Annotated in this window: 21 protein-coding genes; 16 read left to right on the top strand and 5 right to left on the bottom strand. The window is 34.2% G+C overall.

The genetic code is table 11. From position 1 onward, the window contains the following. Nucleotides 1–11 precede the first annotated feature (11 nt). Nucleotides 12–974: an exonuclease domain-containing protein gene (locus H1A07_RS08020; RefSeq protein WP_210144878.1), complete on the top strand. Its 963-nt coding sequence runs from the start codon at nucleotides 12–14 to the stop codon at nucleotides 972–974. 20 nt (nucleotides 975–994) lie between these two features. Here H1A07_RS08020 and H1A07_RS08015 read toward each other — a convergent pair whose 3' ends face one another. Together H1A07_RS08015 and H1A07_RS08010 are read right to left on the bottom strand one after the other, a co-directional pair. Continuing rightward, nucleotides 995–2,119 carry a low temperature requirement protein A gene (locus H1A07_RS08015; protein ID WP_094498188.1) on the bottom strand — a complete coding sequence of 375 codons (1,125 nt, stop codon included), beginning with the start codon at nucleotides 2,117–2,119 and terminating at the stop codon, nucleotides 995–997. Nucleotides 2,120–2,136: 17 nt separating this feature from the next. Continuing rightward, nucleotides 2,137–2,961, bottom strand: a complete 825-nt coding sequence (locus H1A07_RS08010; RefSeq protein WP_210144877.1) for an aldo/keto reductase — start codon at nucleotides 2,959–2,961, stop codon at nucleotides 2,137–2,139. A 138-nt stretch (nucleotides 2,962–3,099) separates the two neighbouring features. Here H1A07_RS08010 and H1A07_RS08005 point away from each other — a divergent pair, with 138 nt between their 5' ends. The 7 genes from H1A07_RS08005 (at nucleotide 3,100) to H1A07_RS07975 (ending at nucleotide 11,129) form a co-directional block, all read left to right on the top strand. Beyond that, complete coding sequence (locus H1A07_RS08005; RefSeq protein WP_210144876.1) at nucleotides 3,100–3,945, top strand: DNA/RNA non-specific endonuclease; 846 nt, start codon at nucleotides 3,100–3,102, stop codon at nucleotides 3,943–3,945. A 30-nt stretch (nucleotides 3,946–3,975) separates the two neighbouring features. Continuing rightward, nucleotides 3,976–5,409 (top strand): C69 family dipeptidase, encoded by a 1,434-nt coding sequence (locus H1A07_RS08000; protein ID WP_210144875.1) that lies wholly within the window; start codon nucleotides 3,976–3,978, stop codon nucleotides 5,407–5,409. A gap of 307 nt (nucleotides 5,410–5,716) precedes the next feature. After that, a complete protein-coding gene (locus tag H1A07_RS07995) occupies nucleotides 5,717–6,802 on the top strand; it encodes an ABC transporter ATP-binding protein (protein ID WP_094503020.1) in 1,086 nt (361 codons plus the stop codon). Then, complete coding sequence (locus H1A07_RS07990; RefSeq protein WP_210144874.1) at nucleotides 6,802–7,665, top strand: carbohydrate ABC transporter permease; 864 nt, start codon at nucleotides 6,802–6,804, stop codon at nucleotides 7,663–7,665. The genes H1A07_RS07995 and H1A07_RS07990 overlap by 1 nt, the downstream gene beginning before the upstream one ends. 1 nt (nucleotide 7,666) lies before the next feature. Next, nucleotides 7,667–8,497, top strand: coding sequence for a carbohydrate ABC transporter permease (locus tag H1A07_RS07985; protein ID WP_210144873.1), 831 nt, complete (start codon nucleotides 7,667–7,669; stop codon nucleotides 8,495–8,497). Continuing rightward, entirely contained in the window at nucleotides 8,481–9,782 is a 1,302-nt protein-coding gene (locus H1A07_RS07980) for an MBL fold metallo-hydrolase (protein WP_094498194.1), read from the top strand. Before H1A07_RS07985 ends, H1A07_RS07980 begins: the two co-directional genes overlap by 17 nt. Before the next feature lie 42 nt (nucleotides 9,783–9,824). Continuing rightward, entirely contained in the window at nucleotides 9,825–11,129 is a 1,305-nt protein-coding gene (locus tag H1A07_RS07975; protein ID WP_210144872.1) for an extracellular solute-binding protein, read from the top strand. A 67-nt stretch (nucleotides 11,130–11,196) separates the two neighbouring features. On the opposite strand, the gene H1A07_RS07970 is transcribed toward H1A07_RS07975, so the two are convergent. Continuing rightward, a complete protein-coding gene (locus H1A07_RS07970) occupies nucleotides 11,197–11,565 on the bottom strand; it encodes a DUF1304 domain-containing protein (RefSeq protein ID WP_057718222.1) in 369 nt (122 codons plus the stop codon). Nucleotides 11,566–11,716: 151 nt separating this feature from the next. Here H1A07_RS07970 and H1A07_RS07965 point away from each other — a divergent pair, with 151 nt between their 5' ends. Genes H1A07_RS07965 through H1A07_RS07955 form a run of 3 tightly spaced genes read left to right on the top strand, consistent with a single transcriptional unit; the run spans nucleotide 11,717 to nucleotide 13,141 of the window. Then, nucleotides 11,717–12,175 (top strand): MarR family winged helix-turn-helix transcriptional regulator, encoded by a 459-nt coding sequence (locus tag H1A07_RS07965; protein WP_210144871.1) that lies wholly within the window; start codon nucleotides 11,717–11,719, stop codon nucleotides 12,173–12,175. 1 nt (nucleotide 12,176) lies between these two features. Further along, nucleotides 12,177–12,701: a GNAT family N-acetyltransferase gene (locus H1A07_RS07960; RefSeq protein ID WP_244974117.1), complete on the top strand. Its 525-nt coding sequence runs from the start codon at nucleotides 12,177–12,179 to the stop codon at nucleotides 12,699–12,701. Then, entirely contained in the window at nucleotides 12,701–13,141 is a 441-nt protein-coding gene (locus H1A07_RS07955; protein WP_210144869.1) for a GNAT family N-acetyltransferase, read from the top strand. The genes H1A07_RS07960 and H1A07_RS07955 overlap by 1 nt, the downstream gene beginning before the upstream one ends. A gap of 53 nt (nucleotides 13,142–13,194) precedes the next feature. On the opposite strand, the gene H1A07_RS07950 is transcribed toward H1A07_RS07955, so the two are convergent. Beyond that, nucleotides 13,195–14,118 (bottom strand): BadF/BadG/BcrA/BcrD ATPase family protein, encoded by a 924-nt coding sequence (locus tag H1A07_RS07950; RefSeq protein ID WP_094498199.1) that lies wholly within the window; start codon nucleotides 14,116–14,118, stop codon nucleotides 13,195–13,197. Nucleotides 14,119–14,309: 191 nt separating this feature from the next. On the opposite strand from H1A07_RS07950, the gene H1A07_RS07945 reads away from it, so the two are divergent. From H1A07_RS07945 to H1A07_RS07935, 3 genes are all read left to right on the top strand, one after another. Then, the gene (locus H1A07_RS07945) at nucleotides 14,310–15,254 is read left to right on the top strand and encodes a serine hydrolase (protein WP_210144868.1); all 945 of its coding nucleotides are present in this window, start codon (nucleotides 14,310–14,312) and stop codon (nucleotides 15,252–15,254) included. Nucleotides 15,255–15,382: 128 nt separating this feature from the next. Continuing rightward, nucleotides 15,383–15,946, top strand: a complete 564-nt coding sequence (locus H1A07_RS07940) for a TetR/AcrR family transcriptional regulator (protein ID WP_057718228.1) — start codon at nucleotides 15,383–15,385, stop codon at nucleotides 15,944–15,946. 19 nt (nucleotides 15,947–15,965) lie between these two features. After that, nucleotides 15,966–19,622, top strand: coding sequence for an MMPL family transporter (locus H1A07_RS07935; protein WP_210144867.1), 3,657 nt, complete (start codon nucleotides 15,966–15,968; stop codon nucleotides 19,620–19,622). Between the two features lie 227 nt (nucleotides 19,623–19,849). Here H1A07_RS07935 and H1A07_RS07930 read toward each other — a convergent pair whose 3' ends face one another. Beyond that, nucleotides 19,850–20,239 (bottom strand): HAD family hydrolase, encoded by a 390-nt coding sequence (locus H1A07_RS07930; RefSeq protein WP_244974116.1) that lies wholly within the window; start codon nucleotides 20,237–20,239, stop codon nucleotides 19,850–19,852. Nucleotides 20,240–20,389: 150 nt separating this feature from the next. On the opposite strand from H1A07_RS07930, the gene H1A07_RS07925 reads away from it, so the two are divergent. Beyond that, nucleotides 20,390–21,073 carry a TVP38/TMEM64 family protein gene (locus tag H1A07_RS07925; protein ID WP_210144866.1) on the top strand — a complete coding sequence of 228 codons (684 nt, stop codon included), beginning with the start codon at nucleotides 20,390–20,392 and terminating at the stop codon, nucleotides 21,071–21,073. Between the two features lie 71 nt (nucleotides 21,074–21,144). Then, nucleotides 21,145–22,158: a zinc ribbon domain-containing protein gene (locus tag H1A07_RS07920; RefSeq protein WP_210144865.1), complete on the top strand. Its 1,014-nt coding sequence runs from the start codon at nucleotides 21,145–21,147 to the stop codon at nucleotides 22,156–22,158. Nucleotides 22,159–22,201: the final 43 nt, after the last annotated feature.

The raw sequence follows: 22,201 nt of genomic DNA, 5'->3' as shown, positions 1-22,201 counted from the left end.
AAAGGTATAAAATGAGTATTTCAGTTATTCAAGGTGTTTTGCGAATTCCAGCTGCTCAAGAAAAAATTCGTCAAAAAGGAATTGAAAAACCAAGTTTTCCAGAAAATTACACCTTAATTGATGTAGAAACTACAGGTCTTAGCCCATATCGTGATCGTATTACTGAAATGGGAGGACTAAAAGTTCGTCATGGTGAAGTTGTAGCAACTTTTTCAGAATTGGTAAAATTTCCTGATGGTAATAAAGTTCCTGCTTTTATTACGAAATTGAATGGAATTGATGAAGCGGCAATTGAAGAAAAAGGTCTGCCAGTTCAAGAAGCAATTAAAAAGTATCGTGAATTCATTGGTAGTGATCCAATTGTGGGTTATAACGTCAACTTTGATTTGAATTTTGTTTATGACTTAGCAGAAAAGTATCACTTAACAGTTTTAAATAATGATTATGTGGATGTATATCGTCTCGCACGTAGTTTTTATCCTCAAGAACGGCATAATCGCCTGCTTGACTGTATGCATCGATTAAATATTGCGGAAGAACAGGAACATCGCGGCCTAGACGACTGTCTTGATACTAAAAAAGTGTTTGATGAATTTCATAGATTATTTAAGCAAGATCATATGTTAAGAGCACAAGAAGCAGTTAAGACCTTAGACTTAACAAGCGAATGGCCTGATATGGTTAAGCAGACACAAGTATTTCGTAGTCCCTTTAATCACAAGAATGTTGTCATTGCTGGTGATTTAGCTGTAGATGAAGATGAATTAGCAAATGTTGTAAAAAATTTAGGTGGTTTTATTCAAGAAGAAGTTGGTCAAGATACTGATTATGTTTTAGTAGGTGATCATGATTTCTTTAGAACAGATATTACTGAATTGAATAAGGCGAGAGCTTTTAATAAGCAGGGGCAGCATATTAGAACTTGGGCTGAAAAGTTCTTTTTAAATGTTCTTGATAATTGGGCACGTAGTTAATGATTAACCAAAAAGGAATCCTAGAACAGGATTCCTTTTTTGATGTGTGGGATAGTAGTGTGAACTAACCAACTAATATTAATTGCTACGATAATAAAGGTAAGAATTGTAATTACTTCAAAGCTTGACCAGATAAGGCAAGATATTGTGCCAATTAAAGTAGTTGTAAAGAAAATAAAAATAGTAGATTTCTTTAATTTGAATTGTAGTTTATTATAGCGAGTTGAAAAGAATAAACCTAAATAAAATAGTCCAATTCCGCAATATAAACATAGTACTGCAAACCAAGAATTAGCATCAGACTCGTGGATAAATTTAATACTTACTGTAATTAGACTAATTCCGAAAATGATCAAGTAATGTAAATAAATTAAAACATTTCCTGTAACGTCGTCTTGGTCTTCATTGGTTAACTTATCGAATTGTAAGGCGTAGGTGAAAAAGAGCAAAGCAACAGTTAAAAAGATAAAGATTGAGTAAAATGAAAAAGTATTGGGACGAAAATAATCCGCAATGCCAATAATTGTTTCGCCGAAGATAATAATAACTAAGAGATTTAGTCGTTCGAGTAAGTGTGGAAAAATAATTGGATGTTTAATAGTATATTTAGTAGTTAAGGATGGCATTAACCAACTAAAAATGATTCCGATAACTGCTAGGGCAAAACCAGGTGTATTATCAAGAATCCCTCCAATGATTAAGGTGATAGATCTAAATATTAAGATTAAGAAAAATGCCCGGGAAATACTTTTATCTATATTGTTTTTTACTTGGAAGTAGTTAATTAGATAGTGGCTTGCTAAAGTAAGCGATAGTAAACCAGCGGAGATAAATAGAACTTTCATTTCTTTTAAATTATTGGTATCAAATGAATTAGACATATAAAGCAGAATCATCATATCAATAAAATAAAAGGTAATATCAGCCCAGCTACCAATACCGTATCGATTCGTAAATACAGTTTGCACCATCCAAGAATTGATAAAAATAATTACAATTAGAGCAAATAAAGCGAATGAAGTAGGAGATACTAATCCATGTTCGAGATGATGGAGTATTTCAGTTGTCTTAGAAATCATGTAGACAAAAACGAGATCATAAAATAAAGCGATTTTTGAAACTCGTTTATTTAGAATTGCTTGCATAAAAGGCTCCTACTTTACTAAAATTCTTCGTGTTCATTAGGATCAAATCGTCTTGCAGAAATTTTATCTAAATCAATGATACTTTGAATTTCTTTAGGAGTTAATTTGAAATCGAAAATATTTAAATTGCTGAGTTGATGTTCATAAGAACTAGCTTTTGGAATTGGAACAACATTAATTTGAGTTTCCCAGCGTAGAATTATTTGGGCAGGAGTCTTATGGTATTTTTGTGCTAAATCAATAATTTCTTTTTCTTCAAAAGCTTCTCCTCCTCGTTGAAGTGGACTCCAAGCTTCTGTAATAATGTTGTGTTGATCATCGTAGTTACGTATTTTTTTACTTGACCAGTAAGGATGAAGTTCAATTTGGTTAACAGCAGGCATAACTCCAGTTTCACGATATAGGTAATCAATATGTTTAGGTTCAAAATTAGAAACACCAACTGAACGAATTAATCCCAGACGCTGTGCATCAATCATAGCTTGCCAAGCTTCTAGGTAGTGGTTTTGCTTGGGATTTGGCCAGTGAATTAGGTAAAGATCATAGTAATCAAGTCCCGCACTGTATAAGGATTCTTGAATTTGTTCTAAGGCTTCTTGATATTTATGATGACGACCTGGTAATTTAGAAGTTACAAAAATGTTATCACGGCTAACATTACTATTTTTAATAGCACGACCAACTGCACCTTCATTTTCATAATTAACAGCAGAATCAAGAAGCTGATAACCATTCTTTAATGCAGCTTGAATTGCAAAAACTCCACGTGAACCATTTAACTTATAAGTTCCAAAGCCGATCTTAGGAATTCGATTGCCATCATTTAAATTAAAGTATTCCATGTATAAATTCTTCTTTCTATTTATATAAATCTTTCAAGATTATTGTAACAGTCTGGCTTAGTAAAAACTTATTAATTACATTGCAAACGTACGTTCAAATATCTATACTGAAAGAAATAATGTTAGGGGAATTTATAAATGGCAAAAAGAAGAAAATATCGAAAAAAGCAAAAAAACACAGTAGCTAGCTGGGGGCTGGCAATCATAATTATCCTTTGGGGTGGTTGGTTTAAATTACATTCTCCTCAACAGAATTCAAATCAAACGCAAGATAATAGTTCTCAGCAGGTAGTGAATAAGGCTACGACTGCTGATACTAATTATGGTGGTTTATCCAATGCAGATTACCAAAAGCTCGCTAATTTGAATTTTAAAAGTGGAGATAAGGCTTACGTATATGTAAATAACAATAAATCGACCTTGATTAAAAATGCCTGGAAAGTAAATCAGGTAATTTATTCTAATTTAGATAATTTGAATAGAACTTCACATTCAAATACCGCTTTTTTAGAACCAAAGAATGTAGCGAATGACTCATTGCGAGTAAGACAGTTCATTAATCCTACTGCTTGGCATTCTAATCGTGAAAACGGAACGCAGATTTATAATCGTGGACATTTAATTGCTTATTCTGTTTCAGCCGGGATTGATCAAGATGGAAATTATAATCCTAACAATCAGTCAGGAGATCAAAATAATCCTAAAAATTTATTTACGCAAACTGCTTTTTCTAATCAAAAGATTCAGACCATCTTTGAAGGAAAAGTAAGAAATGCCTTGAAACAAGGAAATAAAGTTATTTTTCAAGCAACGCCAATTTTTAGAGGAAACGAATTAATGGCACGCGGGATTAACTTACAGGCGATTAGTTTAACTAGTAATTTAAACTTTAATGTTTATCTTTTTAACGTTCAGCCAGATTATGTATTTGATTATAATAATGGTAGGGCTAAAATAGATCGTAATATGGTAGTTAATCAATAATTAATTTTTAATACTAATTAGGAGAAAATAATGAATAAAAGCAAAGATAATTGTACGGCCATGATTGTAGGTAAAAAAGCTACGATAGATGGTTCAACTATTATTGCGCGTGATGAAGACGGGTATGGCGGCATTAATGAAAAGCTTTTTGTTGTACATGAAGCAAAAGACTATGATGAAGAATATGTTTCAAAATATAATGGCTTAAAACTTCATTTAGAAGGACATGGCTACAGATGGACTGCTACGCCGACAGCTGATGAATCAGAAGGCCGCTGGGATGAACAGGGAATTAATGAGTATAACGTCGCAATGTCCGCAACAGAAACTGAAGCGACCAATGCTCGTTGCTTAGGACATGATCCATTAGTAGAAAATGGTGTAGATGAAGATTCAATGGTCTACCTTGTCTTACCATTTGTTAAAACTGCTCGCGAAGGGGTGAAACGTTTAGGTAAATTAATTGAAAAATATGGTACTGGTGAAAGTAACGGTGTTGCATTTTCTGATCATAATGAAGTATGGTATTTTGAAACCGGAGCTGGTCATCAATGGGTAGCCCAAAGAATTCCAGAAGACTCTTATGCAATTTGTCCTAATATCATGGTGATTCAAGATATTGATTTCGATGATCATGATAACTTTATGTATGCTTCTACAATTCGCGAATTTGTAGAAAAGAATCATCTGAATCCAAGTACTGACGGTAAGTGGAGTTTTAGAGATATTTTTGGTACTAAAGCTGAGGCTGATAGCTATTACAACACTCCAAGAACCTGGTATGGTCAAAAGTTGTTTAATCCAAGTATTGAACAAGATCCCTTAAGTCAAGAGATGCCCTTTATCAGAAAACCAGAAAAGAAGATTGGTGTAGAGGACATAGAATTCTTTTTGTCAAGTCATTATAACGGTACTGAATATGATCCAATGGGATCTTTTGCCTCTGGCGATGATAAGAAGCAAAAGATGTTTAGATCAATTGCTTTAGATCGAAATCAATCTAGCTGTATTTTGCAAATTAGAAATGACGTTCCTCGGGACATAGCAGGGATTCAATGGGTTAACTTTGGTTTTTATGCTTATAGTCCTTACGTACCTTTCTATATAAATATTAATGACACACCATTAAATTATCAAATGGCTAGTCATATGGTTACTCCAGAGTCTAGTGCATATTGGTTGTATAAGAGTTTGCAAGTTTTGGTAGAGCCAAGATATCATCAGTTTATTTACCAAGTTGACAATTTTAGAGATGAATGTCAAAGTTACGCTGTTAGCCGTATTTCAGCAATCGATGAGAAAGCAAGAGAATTGTCTGGAAAAGAACAAACTAAGTATTTAACGGCTGCTAATGCTGAAACGGCTGCGTATATTACTAATGAAACTAAGAAATTGATAAGTGATTTGACGAGACAAGCACTAAATTCTTCTAAATTTCAATTTGAACGTGGCGATAATTTGTAATTTTTTAAAAAAACACTGCACAAGATGTAGTGTTTTTTATTGTTCGACTTTCTTTATCTTGTATGTTAGTAAAACAGATTCCAAGAAGAAATCCCAAAAATGCAAGAGGTAAAATACGATCTATTTATATTTTTATAGATATATTGTTCCTAAAACGATATTATTATCCACATCTTATCCACAAAAAAGCAGCGAAAATTCACAAAGTACGAATTATTTATTGAAAAAATATTTGTGATTTTGTTGCTTTTATCATAAAATTTGAGATGTAATATGATTTAAATCTAAATGTAGTAGTGAGAGATATATGAACGAAGATAAATTCATTCAGGTAAATAACCTAGAAAAAACTTATGAGAATGGTTACCAAGCAATTAAGTCTGTCAGCTTTTCTGTAAAAAAGGGCGACTTAGTGTGCTTGTTGGGTCCTAGTGGTTGTGGAAAAACTACAACTTTAAATATGATTGCTGGACTATTGAATCCGACTGGTGGAGACATCATTGTAAATGGTAAGTCTCTTCTTAATGTTGCGCCAAAAGATCGTAATATTGGCTATGTATTCCAAAATTATGCCTTATACCCACATATGACTGTTTTACAGAATGTAATGTTTCCAATGACAGTGGGAAAGAACAAGAAGCCAAAAGATGAAGCTGAAAAAATTGCCCAAAAATTTATGAAATTAACTCATATTGAAGAATTAGCGGATCAAAAACCGGGCAATCTTTCTGGTGGACAACAGCAGCGTGTCTCGATTGCACGTGCATTAGTGCAAGAACCACAAATTTTATTAATGGATGAACCATTAAGTAACTTAGATGCCCGCTTACGTTTAAAGATTCGTGAAGAGATTCGTAATTTGGTTAAAGAAGTAGGAATTACTACTTTATTCGTTACACATGATCAAGAAGAAGCCCTCTCAATTGGTGATAAGATTATTCTTTTCCATAACGGAGTAATTCAACAAGATGATAAGGGACAAGACCTTTATCTTGAGCCCAATAACCAATTTGTTGCTAACTTTATTGGTAATCCCGTAATTGATAATTTTGATGTGAAGGTAACAGACAAGAAGATTAGTGGGACAGACTTTGAAATTCCAGTTGAAAAATTAGATAGTACAAAATTTAGAGGCGGCTTAGTAGACGGAGATTATACACTAAGTATTCGTCCTGAAAACTTAAAGTTAAGTGATGAAGGCGAACTTTCCGAAGTAATTGATGATGTCGAATTAATTGGGCGCGAACGAGTATTGAAATTTACTCATGCTGGAACAAATCAGCGTGCATTGATTGATTTAGAGCAAGAAATAAAACCGGGAGATAGCGTGAAATTTAAGATGAACTTAGACCGCGTTTACTTATTTAAGCCAGATGGGGAGCGAATCTATTAATGAAAGATAATCAGAGAAAAGCTTGGTTATTTTTAGCACCGGCCATTATTTGTGTTACGGTATTTAGTATTTGGCCAATTCTACGTGCTTTTACGATGAGTTTTCAGGGTGGTCCATTAATTGATCTTCAATTTAATGGACTCTCTAACTATCAGTATATTTTTAGCGATCCAGAATTCTGGCGTGCAATTATGAATACGGCTATTTATTCATTTTTAGCTGTACCAATTGCCTTAATAATTTCTGTTGTGTTAGCATGGTTTATCTTTTCAAAGATTAAACATACTGCCTTCTTTGAAACTATGTTTTTTATGCCATATGTTACAAGTACGATCGCAATTGGAATTGTATTTCGCTATATCTTTAATGGTGAATACGGTTTATTGAACTTCTTATTAAAACTTGTTCATTTACCACAACCTGATTGGCTAGATAATCCGAGTCTAAGTCTTGTTTCATTGATTATCTTTGGTATTTGGTCATCTTTGGCATTTAACATCGTTATCCTGATGGGTGCGTTAAGAAACATTGAACCAAATTACTATGTCTTAGCTGATATGTATGGTGCAACAAGTAGGGAAAAGTTCTGGCGTATAACAGTACCACAGTTAGTCCCAACTTTAGCCTTTCTTTTAACTGTTAACTTAATTGGGGCATTTAAGATCTATACCCAAGTTTATGCATTATTTAATGGACAAGCTGGTGTAGGTAATTCAGCAATGACGGCAGTTTACTATATCTATAATAAATTCCAAATTGTTGGTACACCTGGTGTAGCGATGGCTGCAACAGTAGTCTTGTTCCTATTTATATTGTTCGTAACTTTCTTACAGAGAAAATTAATGAAAAAGGTGAACAGTTAGAATGAAGAAGAAAAAACTACGTTGGGGAATGATTTTTGTCTATCTATTCATTGGAATTTTTGGCATTATAACTGTTTTCCCATTTATTTATATGATCTTAGGTGGGTTAATGTCCTATCAGGAAACTACTACTATTCCACCAACTTTAATTCCAAAGACTTTGCGGTGGAGTAACTATCAAAAAGTATTTGAGCAAGCACCATTTGCAAGATATTTCTTAAACACATTTATTACAGCAGCAACTACAACAATTGTTACATTGTTTACTTCAATTCTCGGTGCATTTGCAATGACCAACTTAAAATTTAAGGGAAAAGGATTTATTCAGTTAATTTTTCTTTCACTCTTAATGGTTCCGGGAGAAGCAATAATTTTTACCAACTACAATACAATTGCTCATTTAGGCTTATTGAATACATATTTAGGATTGGTTTTACCGTTCTTAACTTCTATCTTTTATATGTACTATTTACAAAGCTACTTCACAGCAATTTCACCAACAATTTATAAAGCAGCCATGATTGATGGAGCTTCTGACTGGGAATATATTTGGAAGATTCTGGTTCCAATGTCTAAAGGTGGTTTAATTACTGTTGCCTTGCTTAGCTTTATTTCAGGATGGAACTCTTTCCTATGGCCATTATTGGTAACAAATGAAGACAAGATGCGCTTATTGAATAATGGTTTAGCTGCCTTTGCATCTGATGCAGGTGCTCAAACGCAACTTCAACTAGCAGCAGCGACTTTAACAGTAGTACCTGTTTTAATGGTTTACTTCATTTTTAGAAAGCAAATTATTCGAGGAGTAGTACGTAATGACCTCAAAGCCTAAAACGACAGTTACTTTTTATAATGGGTTAACGACTATTGGCGGCCCAATGATTGAAGTAGCTTATGATAAGTCACATGTATTATTTGATTTAGGAGAAGTGTACCGTCCAGAACTCGGACTAAAAATGGAAGATGAAGATTTTTCAACTCTTCTTAAATATCAATTGATTGGTGATGTGCCGAATTTCTATGATCCAAAGATTACGGGAAAAGAGATAGATCATGAACGGTGGCAGCACAGCGCAGCTTACATTTCTCACCTTCATCTAGATCATAGTAAAGCTATGAATCTTTTAGCGCCAGAGATTCCATTATATGCTGGTCCATTAACTGCGGCCTTGTTACCAGTGTTGAATCGGGATGGAGAATTTCTATTACCAGCAGCTAATAAGCCCAAGAATTATACTCGTCCTATAATTGCTGCTAAATTAAACCAACCCATTAAAGTTGGAGATATAACTTTAACCGTTGTTCCTAGTGATCATGATGCTTACGGAGCAACTGGGTTAATCATCGAAACACCTGATAAAACAATCGTTCATACTGGGGATATTCGCTTGCATGGCTATCATCCCGATTGGGTGCGTCAATTTATGGCGGCCGGTAAGGGATGTGATATGCTAATTATCGAAGGTACTGGTGTTTCATGGCCAGAACGTAGCGAAGAGGATAGTGAAGAGTTCAAAGGCGTTAAGAATGAGGTTGAACTTACTGAAAGAGTAGTTAAATACCAAAAAGATAATCCAAAGCGTCAGTTAACTTTTAATACTTATCCTACAAATGTAGAGCGAATTTTGAGAATTATTTCAGATTCGCCTCGAAAAGTAGTACTTCATGCTAAACGTGCTGAATTATTAAAATTAGCATTAAAGCAGGATGTTCCTTATTACTACTTACCAGAAGATGAAAAAATTGATGCGCTCGATCCAAATCTTGAGGTAAATTATCAAGATCTTTTAAAAGACGATCATCAATATTTCTGGCAAGTAGTTGATCATTATGACCAATTACAAGAAGGTGGTTTATACATTCATAGTAATGCTGAGCCACTAGGGGATTTTGATCCAGCATATGCTCCGTTTATTGAAAATATTGAAAAGCGTGGAATTGAGTTAGTAACTTTGCGCTGTTCAGGACATGCGGATGTAGCTGAATTAAAAGAAATTATTGCGGGTTTTGAGCCAAAAATCTTGGCTCCAGTGCACACATTGCATCCTGAATTAGAAGAAAACCCATTTGGAGAACGGATTTTACCTAAGCGTGGAGAAGCTTTTACGCTTAGCTAAAATTAAAAATTATTTTGTTGTTTGTTTTATTGGGAGGAACATATGAAGTTCACTAAAAAATTTGCAGCAGTTGCAGTTGCTGCTTTAGCCCTTGTAGGCACTACTGCTTGCTCAAATTCTAAGAGTAATGATAGCTCAAGCAGTAAGTCAGCTGATATTCCAACTAAGATTACCAAGAAAACTACTGTTGTTTTCTGGCATGGTATGACTGGAACTCAGGAAAAGACTTTACAAAGCTTGACTAAGGATTTTGAAAAGAAGAATCCTAACATTACTGTTAAGCTCGAAAACCAAGGTAAGTATAATGACTTACAAGCAAAGATTAACTCAACTTTGCAATCACCAAATAACTTGCCTACGATTACTCAAGCTTATCCTGGCTGGCTTTTAAATGCCGCTAATAGCAAACGTTTAGTCGATATGACCCCTTACATTAACAACAGTAAGATTGGTTGGGGATCAGCTAAGAAGAGTGACATCCGTGAAGAATTATTAAAGGGTGCACAAATTAAAGGTACTCAATATGGTATTCCATTTAATAAATCTGTTGAAATGTTGACTTATAACAAGAATTTATTAGATAAATATGGTGTTAAAGTGCCAAAGACAATGTCTGAATTAAAGGCAGCATCTAAGAAGATTTACGAAAAGAGTAACCACAAGGTTGTTGGTGCTGGATTCGATTCACTTTCAAACTACTACGTTTTAGGTATGAAGGATGAAGGCGTAAACTTCTCTAAGAACATCAACTTTACTGGTTCTAAGTCTAAGAAAGTAATCAACTACTATGCTGATGGTATTAAAGCTGGTTACTTCAAGACTGCTGGTTCAGCTGGTTACCTTTCTGGTGACTTCTCTAACCAAAAGGTTGCTATGTTTGTAGGTACTAGTGCTGGTGAAGGATTCGTTAAGATGGGTGTTGGCAACAAGTTCCAATATGGTGTTGCTCCTCGTCCTTCTAAGTACAACATGCAACAAGGTACTGATATTTACATGTTTAATAAGGGTACTGCAGAGCAAAAGGCAGCAGCCTTCATGTACATTAAGTACTTGTTAGGTAAGAACCAACAATTAACTTGGGCTGATAAGACTGGATACATCCCTGTAACTAACAATGTAATTAATTCTAGTGCTTACAAGAACTCAACTAAGTCTAAGGTTCCTGCTCAATTAGACAAAGCAATGAAGAACTTATACAGTGTTCCTGTAGTTAAGAACAGTAATGCCGCATACACTCAATTGAATTCAATTCTGCAAAACATCTTTGCACAAGCAAAGAAAGGTCAAAGCTGGAATTCACAAATTGATGCTGGTAAGACTAAGTTCCAAAGTGCTTGGAATCAATAAAAACAGAATATTAAGTAAAAAATGAGGACTGTCGTTATGACAATCCTCATTTTTTATATAGATATTTTTAGAAGAACAGAAGAATGAAGGCAATTAGTGCAGGCAGCATTTGAACAACAAAAATCTTTTTACTTGCTGTAAAACCACCAAAGATAGCGACAACTATAACAAAGGCAAGTAAAAGTTGCCATACAGTGATTAAAGTTGGCATTCTAAAGAAGAAAAATACAATTAGAATTAAAAGTCCTAGCATACCATTATAGATACCTTGATTGGCTAAGGCGGTTTTAGCAGCAGCTTGTTTAACAAAATTTATATCCATATCAAAAGATTTTGCTTGAAGCTCTGGTTTACCAAAAATTTCTAACCACATAATTCCAATATGTTCAATTCCTACAATAATTGTTAGAAGAATTCCGATATTTCTTAAAATCATTTTATAATCTCCCTTATTTAACTATTCAGATAGATTTTACTTATTGTTAGCATAGAAATCAAATGGTGTAACAATCGGTTTTATTATTGTTGTAAATGCGACAATAATAAAATATACTAGAAAAAACAAATAGGAGGGGATAGACAGAAAGATGGCAGAAGAAGATATTTTGAGGAAAATTGGCTCAATTTCACGGGCCTTAGATTCAATTGCGAATATTGAGTTTAAAGATTTGGAATTGAATCGCGGCCAATACTTATATTTAACTCGAGTTTTTGAACACTCAGGGATTATATCTGATCAACTAGCTATATTATTAAATATTGATCGTACAACGACGGCCCGCGGAGTTAGAAAACTTGAACGAGCTGGACTTATTTTTAAAGAAGACGATGAAACTAATAAGAAAATTAAGCATCTATTTGTAACAGATGCAGGTAAAAAATTAGCTGAAGAAATAGAAAAAGAAAATGTCTATTCAAATACGTTAGTAACAAAAGGCTTAACTAACGATGAACAGGCTCAATTACGAAAATATCTGAGCATCCTTGAGAAAAATGCACGTGAAAACTGGAATTTTGTAAAGAATGGTGGAAAGAGGAAATACTAAAATGACTCCACAATATAAGATTAAAGAAGTATCAGTAGACAATATTAAAGAATTACAACAAATTTCAAGACAAACATTTTTAGAAACATTTGGATCACAAAATAGTGCCAAAGATATGAAAGAATTTTTGAATACAGCATATGCAGAAGAGAAGTTAAAAGATGAAGTTGAAAACACAAATAGTAGTTTTTACTTTTTAACTGTAGATAATAAAGTGGCTGGCTATCTAAAGGTGAATGAAGGTCATGCTCAAACAGAACAGGTGGTTGCTAATGCTTTAGAGGTTGAAAGAATATACTTGAAGCAATCTTTTCAACATCAAGGATTAGGATTAGTTCTAATCAAATTAGCTGAGAAAATAGCTAGAGAAAGAGAGAAGGACAATATGTGGCTTGGGGTTTGGGAGAAAAATTATCAAGCCCAAACTTTCTACGAAAAAGATGGTTTTAAAAGAATTAGTCAACACACTTTTGTGGTTGGAGAAGATCCACAGACAGATTTGATTTTAGTTAAGAGGTTGAAGTAATGAAATTCTGTTTTAAGACAATTGATGAAATGACTGGATACGAGGCTTTTTGTGTCGAAAGACTAAGAAGTGAGGTTTTTGTTAGTGAACAAAAAATCACTTTACCTGAAATAGATGATGAAGACTTTCATGCAATTCATGTTTTTAGTTTAAATGACGGAAAAGATAATGCATTAGCTACTTGTCGAATTTTTAAAGATGAAAATGGAGATTGGTATTTGGGCCGAGTTGTAGTTTCAAAAGATGCAAGAGGAATGCATCTGGGAAGCAAGATGATAAATGCGGTTCATGAGTACTTAAAAGAAAAGAATGTTAATCGAATATACTGCCATGCTCAAATGATCGCAAAACCTTTCTATGATCGTCTCGGCTATCAAGTTAAAGGTGACATATTTGATGAAGGCGGTGTAGAACACGTATTAATGTATAAAGATCTATAGATAAAAAAACACCTCGGAAATATTCCAAGGTGTTTTTACGTGTCTTAATTTATTTATTCATCATCGTTATGGTTAGTGAAGTAGCGGTAATCTTTACTCTTGTCAAAAATTACACCACGTGCGTTTTCACCGTTTGAAACACTGAATACTGCATCTGGGTATTTTTCTTTAACTTCTGCTTCCATGTATGAACGCATCATAGCGTTGTTTGAAAGAACGGAACCAGTCAAGGCAACGCGCATTGGTTTAGGATCTTCGTAACGGTCTAAGCACATAATAATATCGCGTGCCAAAAGATGAGCTTGATCTTCAATGATCTTACGTGCATCCTCATCACCGCCATCTGCTAACTTAGCTACTTTAACAGCCTTTGAAGCAACTTCTGGACTGGTTAAGTTGTAGAATTTAGCAGGAACTTCCCCCATGTTGTCAACATCAAATTCTTTTACGAATAAATCAATTAATGAATTCTTTTCACGCTTGTCCCAGCTGAGGAGAGCTGATTGAAGAGCTGCCTTAGTAATAGCGTAACCACTACCTTCATCTCCAAGTAAAGAGCCGTAGCCACCAACAGCGATTAAAGAGCCGTCTTGACGACCATTAACAACAGAACCAGTACCGGCGATAACTAAAGCACCATCTGCTCCTTCAAGTCCATTATAAAGGGCAAGAAGTGAATCAGTAATAGCACGAGTTGGAATATTACCAACCATTGAAGAAATCGTTGCTGCAACTTCAGGTGCATTACCAACAACAGATAAACCAGCGATTCCGGCTAAAACTTTAATACAGTCGCCATCAATTTTATCACGCAATTCATTAACTGCTTGAGCGATATTTTTAATACCAAGTTCGTAGTCGTTGTTGATTTGACCTGGACCAGATTCTGCACGACCTAATTCTTTACCATTTTCATCATAAGCGATTGCCGTAGAGTGAGTACCACCTGCGTCAATACCAATCATATATTTCAACATAACTAATAATCCCTCACTGTAAATATTAATACTGAAATTATTGTACTAAAAAAAGTAGCATTTGTGAACGCATTCAGCAAATCCTATATAAAGAAAAGATAATCTTAAAAAAATAGAATAATCCCTGATCTTTAAACTTTTTTAGATATTAGCATGATAAAATAAAAAATATGTGATTAAGGAGATTTTTAATGAAAAATAAAATATTTTTAGGGGCGATTTTATCCTCTTTTTGTGCATTAGCTTTTTATATGACTAGTATTAATCATATGAAGACACAAACTTTAGAAATTTATGGAAATTCAACAGCCAAAGTAGCTCAAAAAAGTAAAATGAAAGAGGGCACTAAACAAACTCGTATTACTAGTGGAGAAAGCGAGATTGGAGAGGCCGTTATTTCAAGAAATAGTAATAAAAATTTAACGAAAGCCATTGTTAAAGCTAGTTCAAACGTTCAAGGAAGCTATCAAGTAAGTGTAAAGGACTTAAATAATCCTAAAATATTTGCTGATTTAACAAATACTAGTCAAGATAATTTAAATGCTGGAAATGTTTTAAAGTTATTTGTGTTGCTGGCTTATTACAAGGCAGTTCAAGATAAAAGCTTAAACTCGGCAACTCCTTATAAAGTTAAATCAAGTGACTTAAATAATGGAGATAAGGTATTAAAGGACGATATGTCATATTCTTATACCTATTTACTTGACCTAATGATGCGTCAGCAAAATGATAATGCTGCTAATATTATTTTAAATAAAATAGGTAAAGATAAAGTAAATCAAACGGCAAAAGATTTTGGTGTAGGTGAGACTGAAATTACTGAGAATTTTGGTAAAGATTTTTCTGGAAAAACGAGTGCTGCTGATTTAGTTACTATTATGAAAAAACTATATCAAGGAAAAGTATTAGGTACGGATATTGATAATAAAATTTTAGGACAACTAGCTAATTTTCCAGAAAAAGGACTTGCTAAGAATATTAATGGGACAGTTTATAGGATAGCTGATAAAAAACAGGGAGTTGCCTTAGTTCAAGAAAATGGGAAAACCTATGCTATGGCATTAGTTAGTGAAGAGGATGCTGATTTAGCTAAAGTTGGGAATGCAATTAATGACTGGATGGTTAAACAGAAATAGTTTAAAAAGGAGTTTTGGTACTCCTTTTTCTTTTGCTCAAAAAGTAGATAATTTTCTACATATTGTAGATTGTTTTCTACACATTGTCGTGTTAAAGTATATGAGTACACAAAAAGAAGGTGATTATCTTGGCTAAAAAGAGAGCTCTAGATCGTTCCAAAGTAATCGATCAAGCAATAGCAATTATCAGTGAAAAAGGATTAAGTGAACTAACAATGCCAGCCTTAGCTAAAGCATTGGGAATTAGGTCTCAATCCTTGTATCACTATGTTGCTAATCGAAATGATTTATTAGTTTTAGTTTGCGTAAATAGGCTGCAAGTCCTAAGACAGCATTTAACTAAGAAGATAATAGGTCATTCTGGGTTGGACGCTTTGTTTAGATTTGCAGATGAAATACGTGATTTTTTATTACATGATAAGGCAATTTCTAGTATCTACTATGGGTTAAATGAATATGTTCAAAATGAACAAATTCGTGAAGAAGTTATGAAAATAGTAGATTTAGGAGAAAAGCTTGATGTAGATAATAAAAATATCGTTTCTCTCCATAGTTTACTTGGAGCAGTCTTAGGATATGTTTTCTTAGATCGGTATGTGATTGATGAAACAAAAAAAGATGCTGATGATAATTACCATGAGATGCTTTTACGACTTGTAGCGCCAAAACTTCAAGTTGAAGGTACAAAATAAGGGGAAAGGAAAGTAGCACATGAAATTGCTGAAAAATCATCTTGGTGCTTTGATAGCATGGATAGCAATTTTGCTAATTGCTGTCTTCTCGTTGCCAAATGTGGATGCATTGACACGTCAGCATTCAGAAATTTCACTTCCTAAAGATGTTCAAAGCTCTATTGCAACGAACATCGAAAGTAAGTGGGGCCATGGACAAGATAATACCTATGTTGTAGGGGTAGTTTTTAATAAAAAACATGGAAAACTAACCTCGAGTGATAAGGAGAAAATTGATGATACAATCCGCTTTTTAAAGGACAATAAGAAAAAGCTGGGTATCAAGTCAATGATGACTCCGAATGATAATTACGCAACAAAAGCACAATTGATTTCCAAAGATAAAACGACAGAAATTGTGCAATTAAATATTGCTAATGATCATTCGACTGTTTCTAACGTTAATAAGACTCTAACAAAGGCTGTTAAAACTCCAGGAGTTAGAACGTATGTCACTGGGGTAAGAATTCTTGAAGATGATTTTTCTGCTTCAGTTCAAACAGGTATTAAAAAGACTGAATTAATTACTATCTTTTTTATTTTTATTGTTTTAGTAATTGTATTTAAGTCACCAATTGTACCAATAATCTCATTATTGACAGTTGGAGTTTCATTTATTACTTCATTTTCAATTGTTACTAACTTAGTAGAGAAAGTTAACTTTCCATTTTCAAACTTTACTCAAGTCTTCATGGTTATTGTGTTGTTTGGTATTGGTACTGACTATAATATTCTGCTATATGATAAATTTAAAGAAAACTTGAGTAAGGGGATGTCTAACCAAGAAGCGACAAATGACGCTTTGCGCAAGGCCGGTAAGACCATTCTTTATTCTGGATCTTCGATCTTAATTGGATTTAGTGCGTTAGGTTTAGCTAACTTCTCAATTTACCGTTCAGCTGTTGGGGTTGCTGTTGGGGTCGCTGTATTATTAGTAGTACTTTTAACTTTAAACCCATTCTTTATGGCTGTCTTAGGTAAGAAATTATTCTGGCCAGTTAAGAAGTTTGAAGGTGAAAGCAACTCTAAATTATGGCATGCTCTTTCTAAGGGAAGTCTAACTCATCCAATTGTTTACTTAGTTGTAATGGCTGTTGCAGTATTACCATTCTGCTTGTTCTATTCAAATAATTTGAACTATAACGATGCAGATGAAATTTCTGATTCTACTCCTTCCAAGGCTGGTCTACTTTTATTGCAAGATCACTTCTCTGAAGGCACGTCAGAATATTCAACCTTATATATTCAAAGTGGTCATAAGCTCGATAACGAAAAGAGCTTGAAAGAAATTGATCAGATTGTTAAAAAAATTCAAGCTGATCCAGATGTAAAATTTGCATCTTCAGTAACTGAACCAAATGGAAAATCAATTAAACGTCTTTACGTTGACAATCAATTAGGCACTGTTAATTCAGGTGTTAATACAGCTAGAAATGGTTTAGGAACTTTAAGTAACGGTAGTAGACAAATTACTAATGGTGCTGTTCAACTACAAAATGGTGCAAACCAACTTTCTAACGGAACTGGCCGTCTGCAAGCTGGTGCAAATCAATTAGCTAGTGGAACTACACGTCTTCAAAATGGTGCAGAAGCTCTTAGATCAGGAACTATGCGTTTAGCGACTGGTGCTGGTCGTTTAGAAAGTGGAACCTTGAACTTACAACAAGGTGCTGTACAACTTGAAAACGGAACTATTAAGTTGGCTAATGGTGCTGCAAGTTTACAAAGTGGTACTCAGAGTTTGCAGAATGGTACTCAGGCCTTAGTAAATGGTTTGAATACTATGAGTACACAATTATCTGGACAAATGAATAGTGCTACTAAGGCACAATTAGAAGCTCTTCAAAAGGGATTGCCTCAAATTAACAATGGTATTCAACAATTGAATCAAGCATTGGCTCAGTCAGCAAGTTCTGTAGATACTGCTGGTCTAAAAGCTAATTTAACTGATGTTGGTACTCAAGCCAAAACTATAGGCGATAATTTAACTCAAGCAGGTAACACTTTAAAAGGGTTACAGAGTGCAGGTGCTGGTCTTAGCGATAGTGAAAAAGCTGAATTAACACAAGCTTATGCTCAAGCTATGGATAATGCTAAATTAAATGACCAACAAAAGCAGGCTATGAGTGCAGCTTTTAGTCAAATTTTAGGTAAAGTAGAATCTGCTTCTACTCAAAAAACTCAGAATTTTACTTCAAGCTTACAAAGTGTAGCTGGTAATATTCAAGCAGCTGGTGAAGCAGATAAGAAACTTGGAGAGTCAGCAAATAATGTAGGAAATACTCTACAAACTCTTCAAGGTTTAATGGGTCAAGTTGATAACTTGAAACAACAAGTAAACACTTTAGCTACTGCATCAAACACTGCTTTACCAGGCGCAACTACTGCTTTGAACCAATTAAGCTCAGGCTTAACCCAAGTTCAAAGTGCAGTAGCTCAAGGTGCAGCAGGAGCTAGTCGCTTAAATGACGGCGCAGCTCGCTTAAACAGTGGAGCAGGCCAACTTGCAAGTGGTTTACAAGCAGGTGTAGCTGGTTCTAGTCAGCTTGCAAACGGCGCAGGCCAATTAGCAAACGGTGCTGGTCAATTAAACACTGGTTTACAATCTGGTTTAAACGGTACTAACCAATTGGCAAATGGTATTGGTCAATTAAACAGTGGTGCAGGTCAATTAAGCTCGGGTATTGGTCAACTTAATGGCGGTGCAAATCAATTAGCAAACGGTGCTGGTCAAATTGCATCAAATAATCCTAAGATTACCGCTGGAATTGATAAAGTAAACAGTGGATTAGGTGCTGGTCAAGAATACTTAACTGGCTTAGCTGATTCAGCAGCTGGTAAGACTTTCTACATCCCGGCTAAGATGATTCATTCATCAACCTTTAAGCCAGCTCTTGATAATTACATGAGTTCAGATCTTAAATCTACTAAGATCATCATCATTCTAAAGATGAACCCTGCTTCAACTGAAGGAGCAAAGAAGGCTCATGAAATTAGCAACATGGTCAAGAAATCAGTTAAGGGAACAAGTCTTGCTGGCTCAACAGTTGCTATGGGTGGACAATCTGAAAAGATCTACGATACTCAAGAAACTGCAAGCAGTGACTTCTTAAGAACTGCAATTATTATGTTGGTAGGTATTGGTATTGCCTTGATCTTCGTCACTAGATCAGTATTACAACCAATGTTTATCTTAGGTACTTTAGTAATTGCTTACCTAGCTTCTTTATCAATTAATCAATGGATTGTTAAGGCGGTTTTAGGTAGATCACTATTAGCGTGGAACACTCCATTCTTCAGCTTCATCATGATTGTTGCTTTAGGTGTTGACTACTCAATCTTCCTAATGATGCGTTATCGTGAATTGGGAGAAGTAAACCCTGGTTGGAGTACAAGTCAACGAATGCTTGAAGCCTGCGATATCATTGGAACAGTTGTAATATCAGCGGCTATTATTCTTGGAGGTACTTTCGCTGCCTTAATCCCATCTGGTGTACCAACTTTAATTGAGGTTGCATTATGTGTGGACATTGGATTATTACTTTTAGTATTCTTACTTCCAATTAATATGTCTGCTGCTATGAAGATTACTTATGAAGGCTTAGGCAGAAAAAATAATAAAAAGGATACTGAATAGGATTTAGCGTTCAAAAAAATAAAAGATTGAAGTTATTCCTTTATGATTAAGGATTAACTTCAATCTTTTTTCTTTATATAAGTTAATCAGATATTTTATTTAAAACAGCTGCAATTCGGTCATGATCATTATCTAAGGTAATTGGAAAATCAACTTTATTTTTTAGCTGCCCCCCTTTATTAACTCCTTTAGGGATAATTTCTAAAAGATGAGAGGCTTAACACTAACTATTTTTTCTCTTTTACAACTAACGAATTTTTATTAAGAGAGGAAAACCAATTGTAATCACTATAGACATTCCAAGCAAGATCTGAAGTCTTAAGAGATTCTACTTCATTGATTAATTTAACTGCTTCTGCAGCATCAAAAAATTGTGAATTAAGAGGTCGTCCCATTTCATCTAAAACTAAAGTTCCATTATAAGCAATAATTGGACAAAAATTAGGCATTTTATCTACAACGTTCATAATCCCTTTTGGCATGCGAGCAGAGACAGGAATGAATAAGTTGCCAGCAATAATCTGTTTTCGAATTGCATCTATGGTAGCAGGTGAAACATCGCCTTGAGATGTAATTAGCGTTCCGTCGATATCGCTAAAAATAGGTTTGACTGTCATGAAAATTTTTTCTTTTAAATAGCTTTATCTTTATTATTATAATACGATAAAGATAAGAAATGATGAGTATTATTCGCCTTTGCTTATTAAATAAAATAGTGGAAAAATATAATTAACGACTATTGATAATTGAAATAGATGAGTGAAACTATGACAAAAAAATTGAGAAAAGTGGTATTTATCATCGGTGGTATCTTAGTAGCAGTAATTTTACTCTACTTGCTCTACCGTGATTATCGCCCTGAAATTGATGTTTTAATGCATCCTAATAGCCATACTAAAACGAAATTGCTCTACTTAATTCGCCAACATGAAGTACGCGATAGTCTATTTTTATTGGGACTGATAGCAGTTCTAAATGCTATTCCTGGTATGTCAAATTCCGTTTTTTGTATTTTGGCAGGACTTTGTTACGGACCGTGGATTGGGTTAGCAATTAATTGGGCTGGAAATATTTTAGGAAATTGTATTGTAGAAAGTTTGATAAAAAGAGTTGATTTTTCACATCGATTTAAGAAAAATAAGTTTTTAAATTGGTTAATGAATCAAAAGCATCCTAGTTTGGGGATGACTTTAGGTTTTATGGTGCCAGTGATCCCTAGTGTATTGGTAGATTATACAGCAGCTAGATTGGGCACACCTGCTAATAAATTTTTATCAATGGTAATCGTAGGGATGTTTCCTACTTCATTTATTTATGCCTTTGGCGGGGATGCAATTTTCAATGGTGATTTCAAAAAATTAGCTGGTGCTTTGATTGGAATAGCTATTTTATTTATTATGGCTTGGTGGTTAGTCAGCATGGCATCTAAAAAGAGACAGGGAGAAGATTAGCTCTTTGCCTCTTTTTTGGTTTAATTAGTTTAAATGCTATAATAAGCTAAAAAGTTTATGAGGGAATAAGTATGAAGTGTCCAAATTGTGGAGAAGATGTAAAATCTACAGATAAACAGTGCCCTAATTGTAACTTTGATTTAGAGAAATTTAGAAATGAATTCTTTACGGGACAGAAAGTAACTCGTAATGAAGAAAACAATGATAAGCAATTAAATAGGGAAACTAGATCGGTTAAAAAGATTGAGCCCAAAAAGCAGAATTCTACAATTGCTACGATGATTAATTGGATTCAAGTTAATTCAATGATTGTTTTTGTTGTAGGAATTATTCTTTTGATTTTAACTAGTTTTTCTCCAGCCTTAGGTTGGTCATGTTTTATTGCACTATTAATTTGGTTGTTTATAGTTTGCGATAAAAATAAGGGTAACACTACAGAGCAGTATACAGTTGATAAAAGGTTAACTGAACATGTAAATAAAGTTGGTTCTGATGTAGTCAATTCTTTTGAAGAAGGCGAAAATAAGGTAAAAGCACGTAGACAAAAGATTGATGATAAACTGGGACGTGATCCAGAAGCAATAAAGAAGGTTGTTAAACAAAAAAGGACTGCTACTCAACTAGGTGTAGTTCTAATAGCAGTTTTAAATTTATTACTAGTTTTTAGTGGCCCGTTTTCGTCGGGAACTATGCAAGGCTACCAAGCAGTATCAATTTCTAAAACTCTACTTTCACTTGGAAGATTTAGTGGCAAATATATCTTTATTGGGTATGGAATGTGGCTGTTACTAGTTAGTGTGCCGATTGCAATTATTATTTTGACTATTAAAAATGGTAAGAATAATAAGAGAAGAGTTTTCCTCTTGTCTTTGATAGAATCAATTGTGCTAGTAATTTGTGCGGTTGAATTGATTTTTATGAATGCTGGTTTATCGGTAGGAATAACTAATAACTCAGCAACTAATAGTATGGAAATTCAAAGAATTGTAGCCAATGCAGTTTCTTTTGGAGTATCTACGTACTTATTGTTCGTATCAAGTATTTTGTTAACGGTAGTTGCTTTTCGTAGTATGAAACAAAAATAAAAAGAATTGGGTTAGACCCAATTCTTTTTTTTGTACTGCTAAA

This window comes from Lactobacillus taiwanensis, from assembly GCF_017894345.1.
In the GTDB taxonomy this organism is placed as follows: Bacteria; Bacillota; Bacilli; order Lactobacillales; family Lactobacillaceae; genus Lactobacillus; species Lactobacillus taiwanensis.
This window is presented reverse-complemented; position numbering and strand designations above follow the sequence as displayed.

Coding starts and splice junctions, on each gene's coding strand:
- H1A07_RS07925 (WP_210144866.1), top strand. CDS start 20,390: ATGACAAAAAAATTGAGAAAAGTGGTATTTATCATCGGTGGTATCTTA.
- H1A07_RS07920 (WP_210144865.1), top strand. CDS start 21,145: ATGAAGTGTCCAAATTGTGGAGAAGATGTAAAATCTACAGATAAACAG.
- H1A07_RS07935 (WP_210144867.1), top strand. CDS start 15,966: ATGAAATTGCTGAAAAATCATCTTGGTGCTTTGATAGCATGGATAGCA.
- H1A07_RS07965 (WP_210144871.1), top strand. CDS start 11,717: ATGGCAGAAGAAGATATTTTGAGGAAAATTGGCTCAATTTCACGGGCC.
- H1A07_RS08010 (WP_210144877.1), bottom strand. CDS start 2,961: ATGGAATACTTTAATTTAAATGATGGCAATCGAATTCCTAAGATCGGC.
- H1A07_RS07960 (WP_244974117.1), top strand. CDS start 12,177: ATGACTCCACAATATAAGATTAAAGAAGTATCAGTAGACAATATTAAA.
- H1A07_RS07985 (WP_210144873.1), top strand. CDS start 7,667: ATGAAGAAGAAAAAACTACGTTGGGGAATGATTTTTGTCTATCTATTC.
- H1A07_RS07995 (WP_094503020.1), top strand. CDS start 5,717: ATGAACGAAGATAAATTCATTCAGGTAAATAACCTAGAAAAAACTTAT.
- H1A07_RS07945 (WP_210144868.1), top strand. CDS start 14,310: ATGAAAAATAAAATATTTTTAGGGGCGATTTTATCCTCTTTTTGTGCA.
- H1A07_RS08005 (WP_210144876.1), top strand. CDS start 3,100: ATGGCAAAAAGAAGAAAATATCGAAAAAAGCAAAAAAACACAGTAGCT.
- H1A07_RS07975 (WP_210144872.1), top strand. CDS start 9,825: ATGAAGTTCACTAAAAAATTTGCAGCAGTTGCAGTTGCTGCTTTAGCC.
- H1A07_RS07980 (WP_094498194.1), top strand. CDS start 8,481: ATGACCTCAAAGCCTAAAACGACAGTTACTTTTTATAATGGGTTAACG.
- H1A07_RS07990 (WP_210144874.1), top strand. CDS start 6,802: ATGAAAGATAATCAGAGAAAAGCTTGGTTATTTTTAGCACCGGCCATT.
- H1A07_RS07950 (WP_094498199.1), bottom strand. CDS start 14,118: ATGTTGAAATATATGATTGGTATTGACGCAGGTGGTACTCACTCTACG.
- H1A07_RS07955 (WP_210144869.1), top strand. CDS start 12,701: ATGAAATTCTGTTTTAAGACAATTGATGAAATGACTGGATACGAGGCT.
- H1A07_RS07970 (WP_057718222.1), bottom strand. CDS start 11,565: ATGATTTTAAGAAATATCGGAATTCTTCTAACAATTATTGTAGGAATT.
- H1A07_RS08000 (WP_210144875.1), top strand. CDS start 3,976: ATGAATAAAAGCAAAGATAATTGTACGGCCATGATTGTAGGTAAAAAA.
- H1A07_RS08015 (WP_094498188.1), bottom strand. CDS start 2,119: ATGCAAGCAATTCTAAATAAACGAGTTTCAAAAATCGCTTTATTTTAT.
- H1A07_RS07930 (WP_244974116.1), bottom strand. CDS start 20,239: ATGACAGTCAAACCTATTTTTAGCGATATCGACGGAACGCTAATTACA.
- H1A07_RS08020 (WP_210144878.1), top strand. CDS start 12: ATGAGTATTTCAGTTATTCAAGGTGTTTTGCGAATTCCAGCTGCTCAA.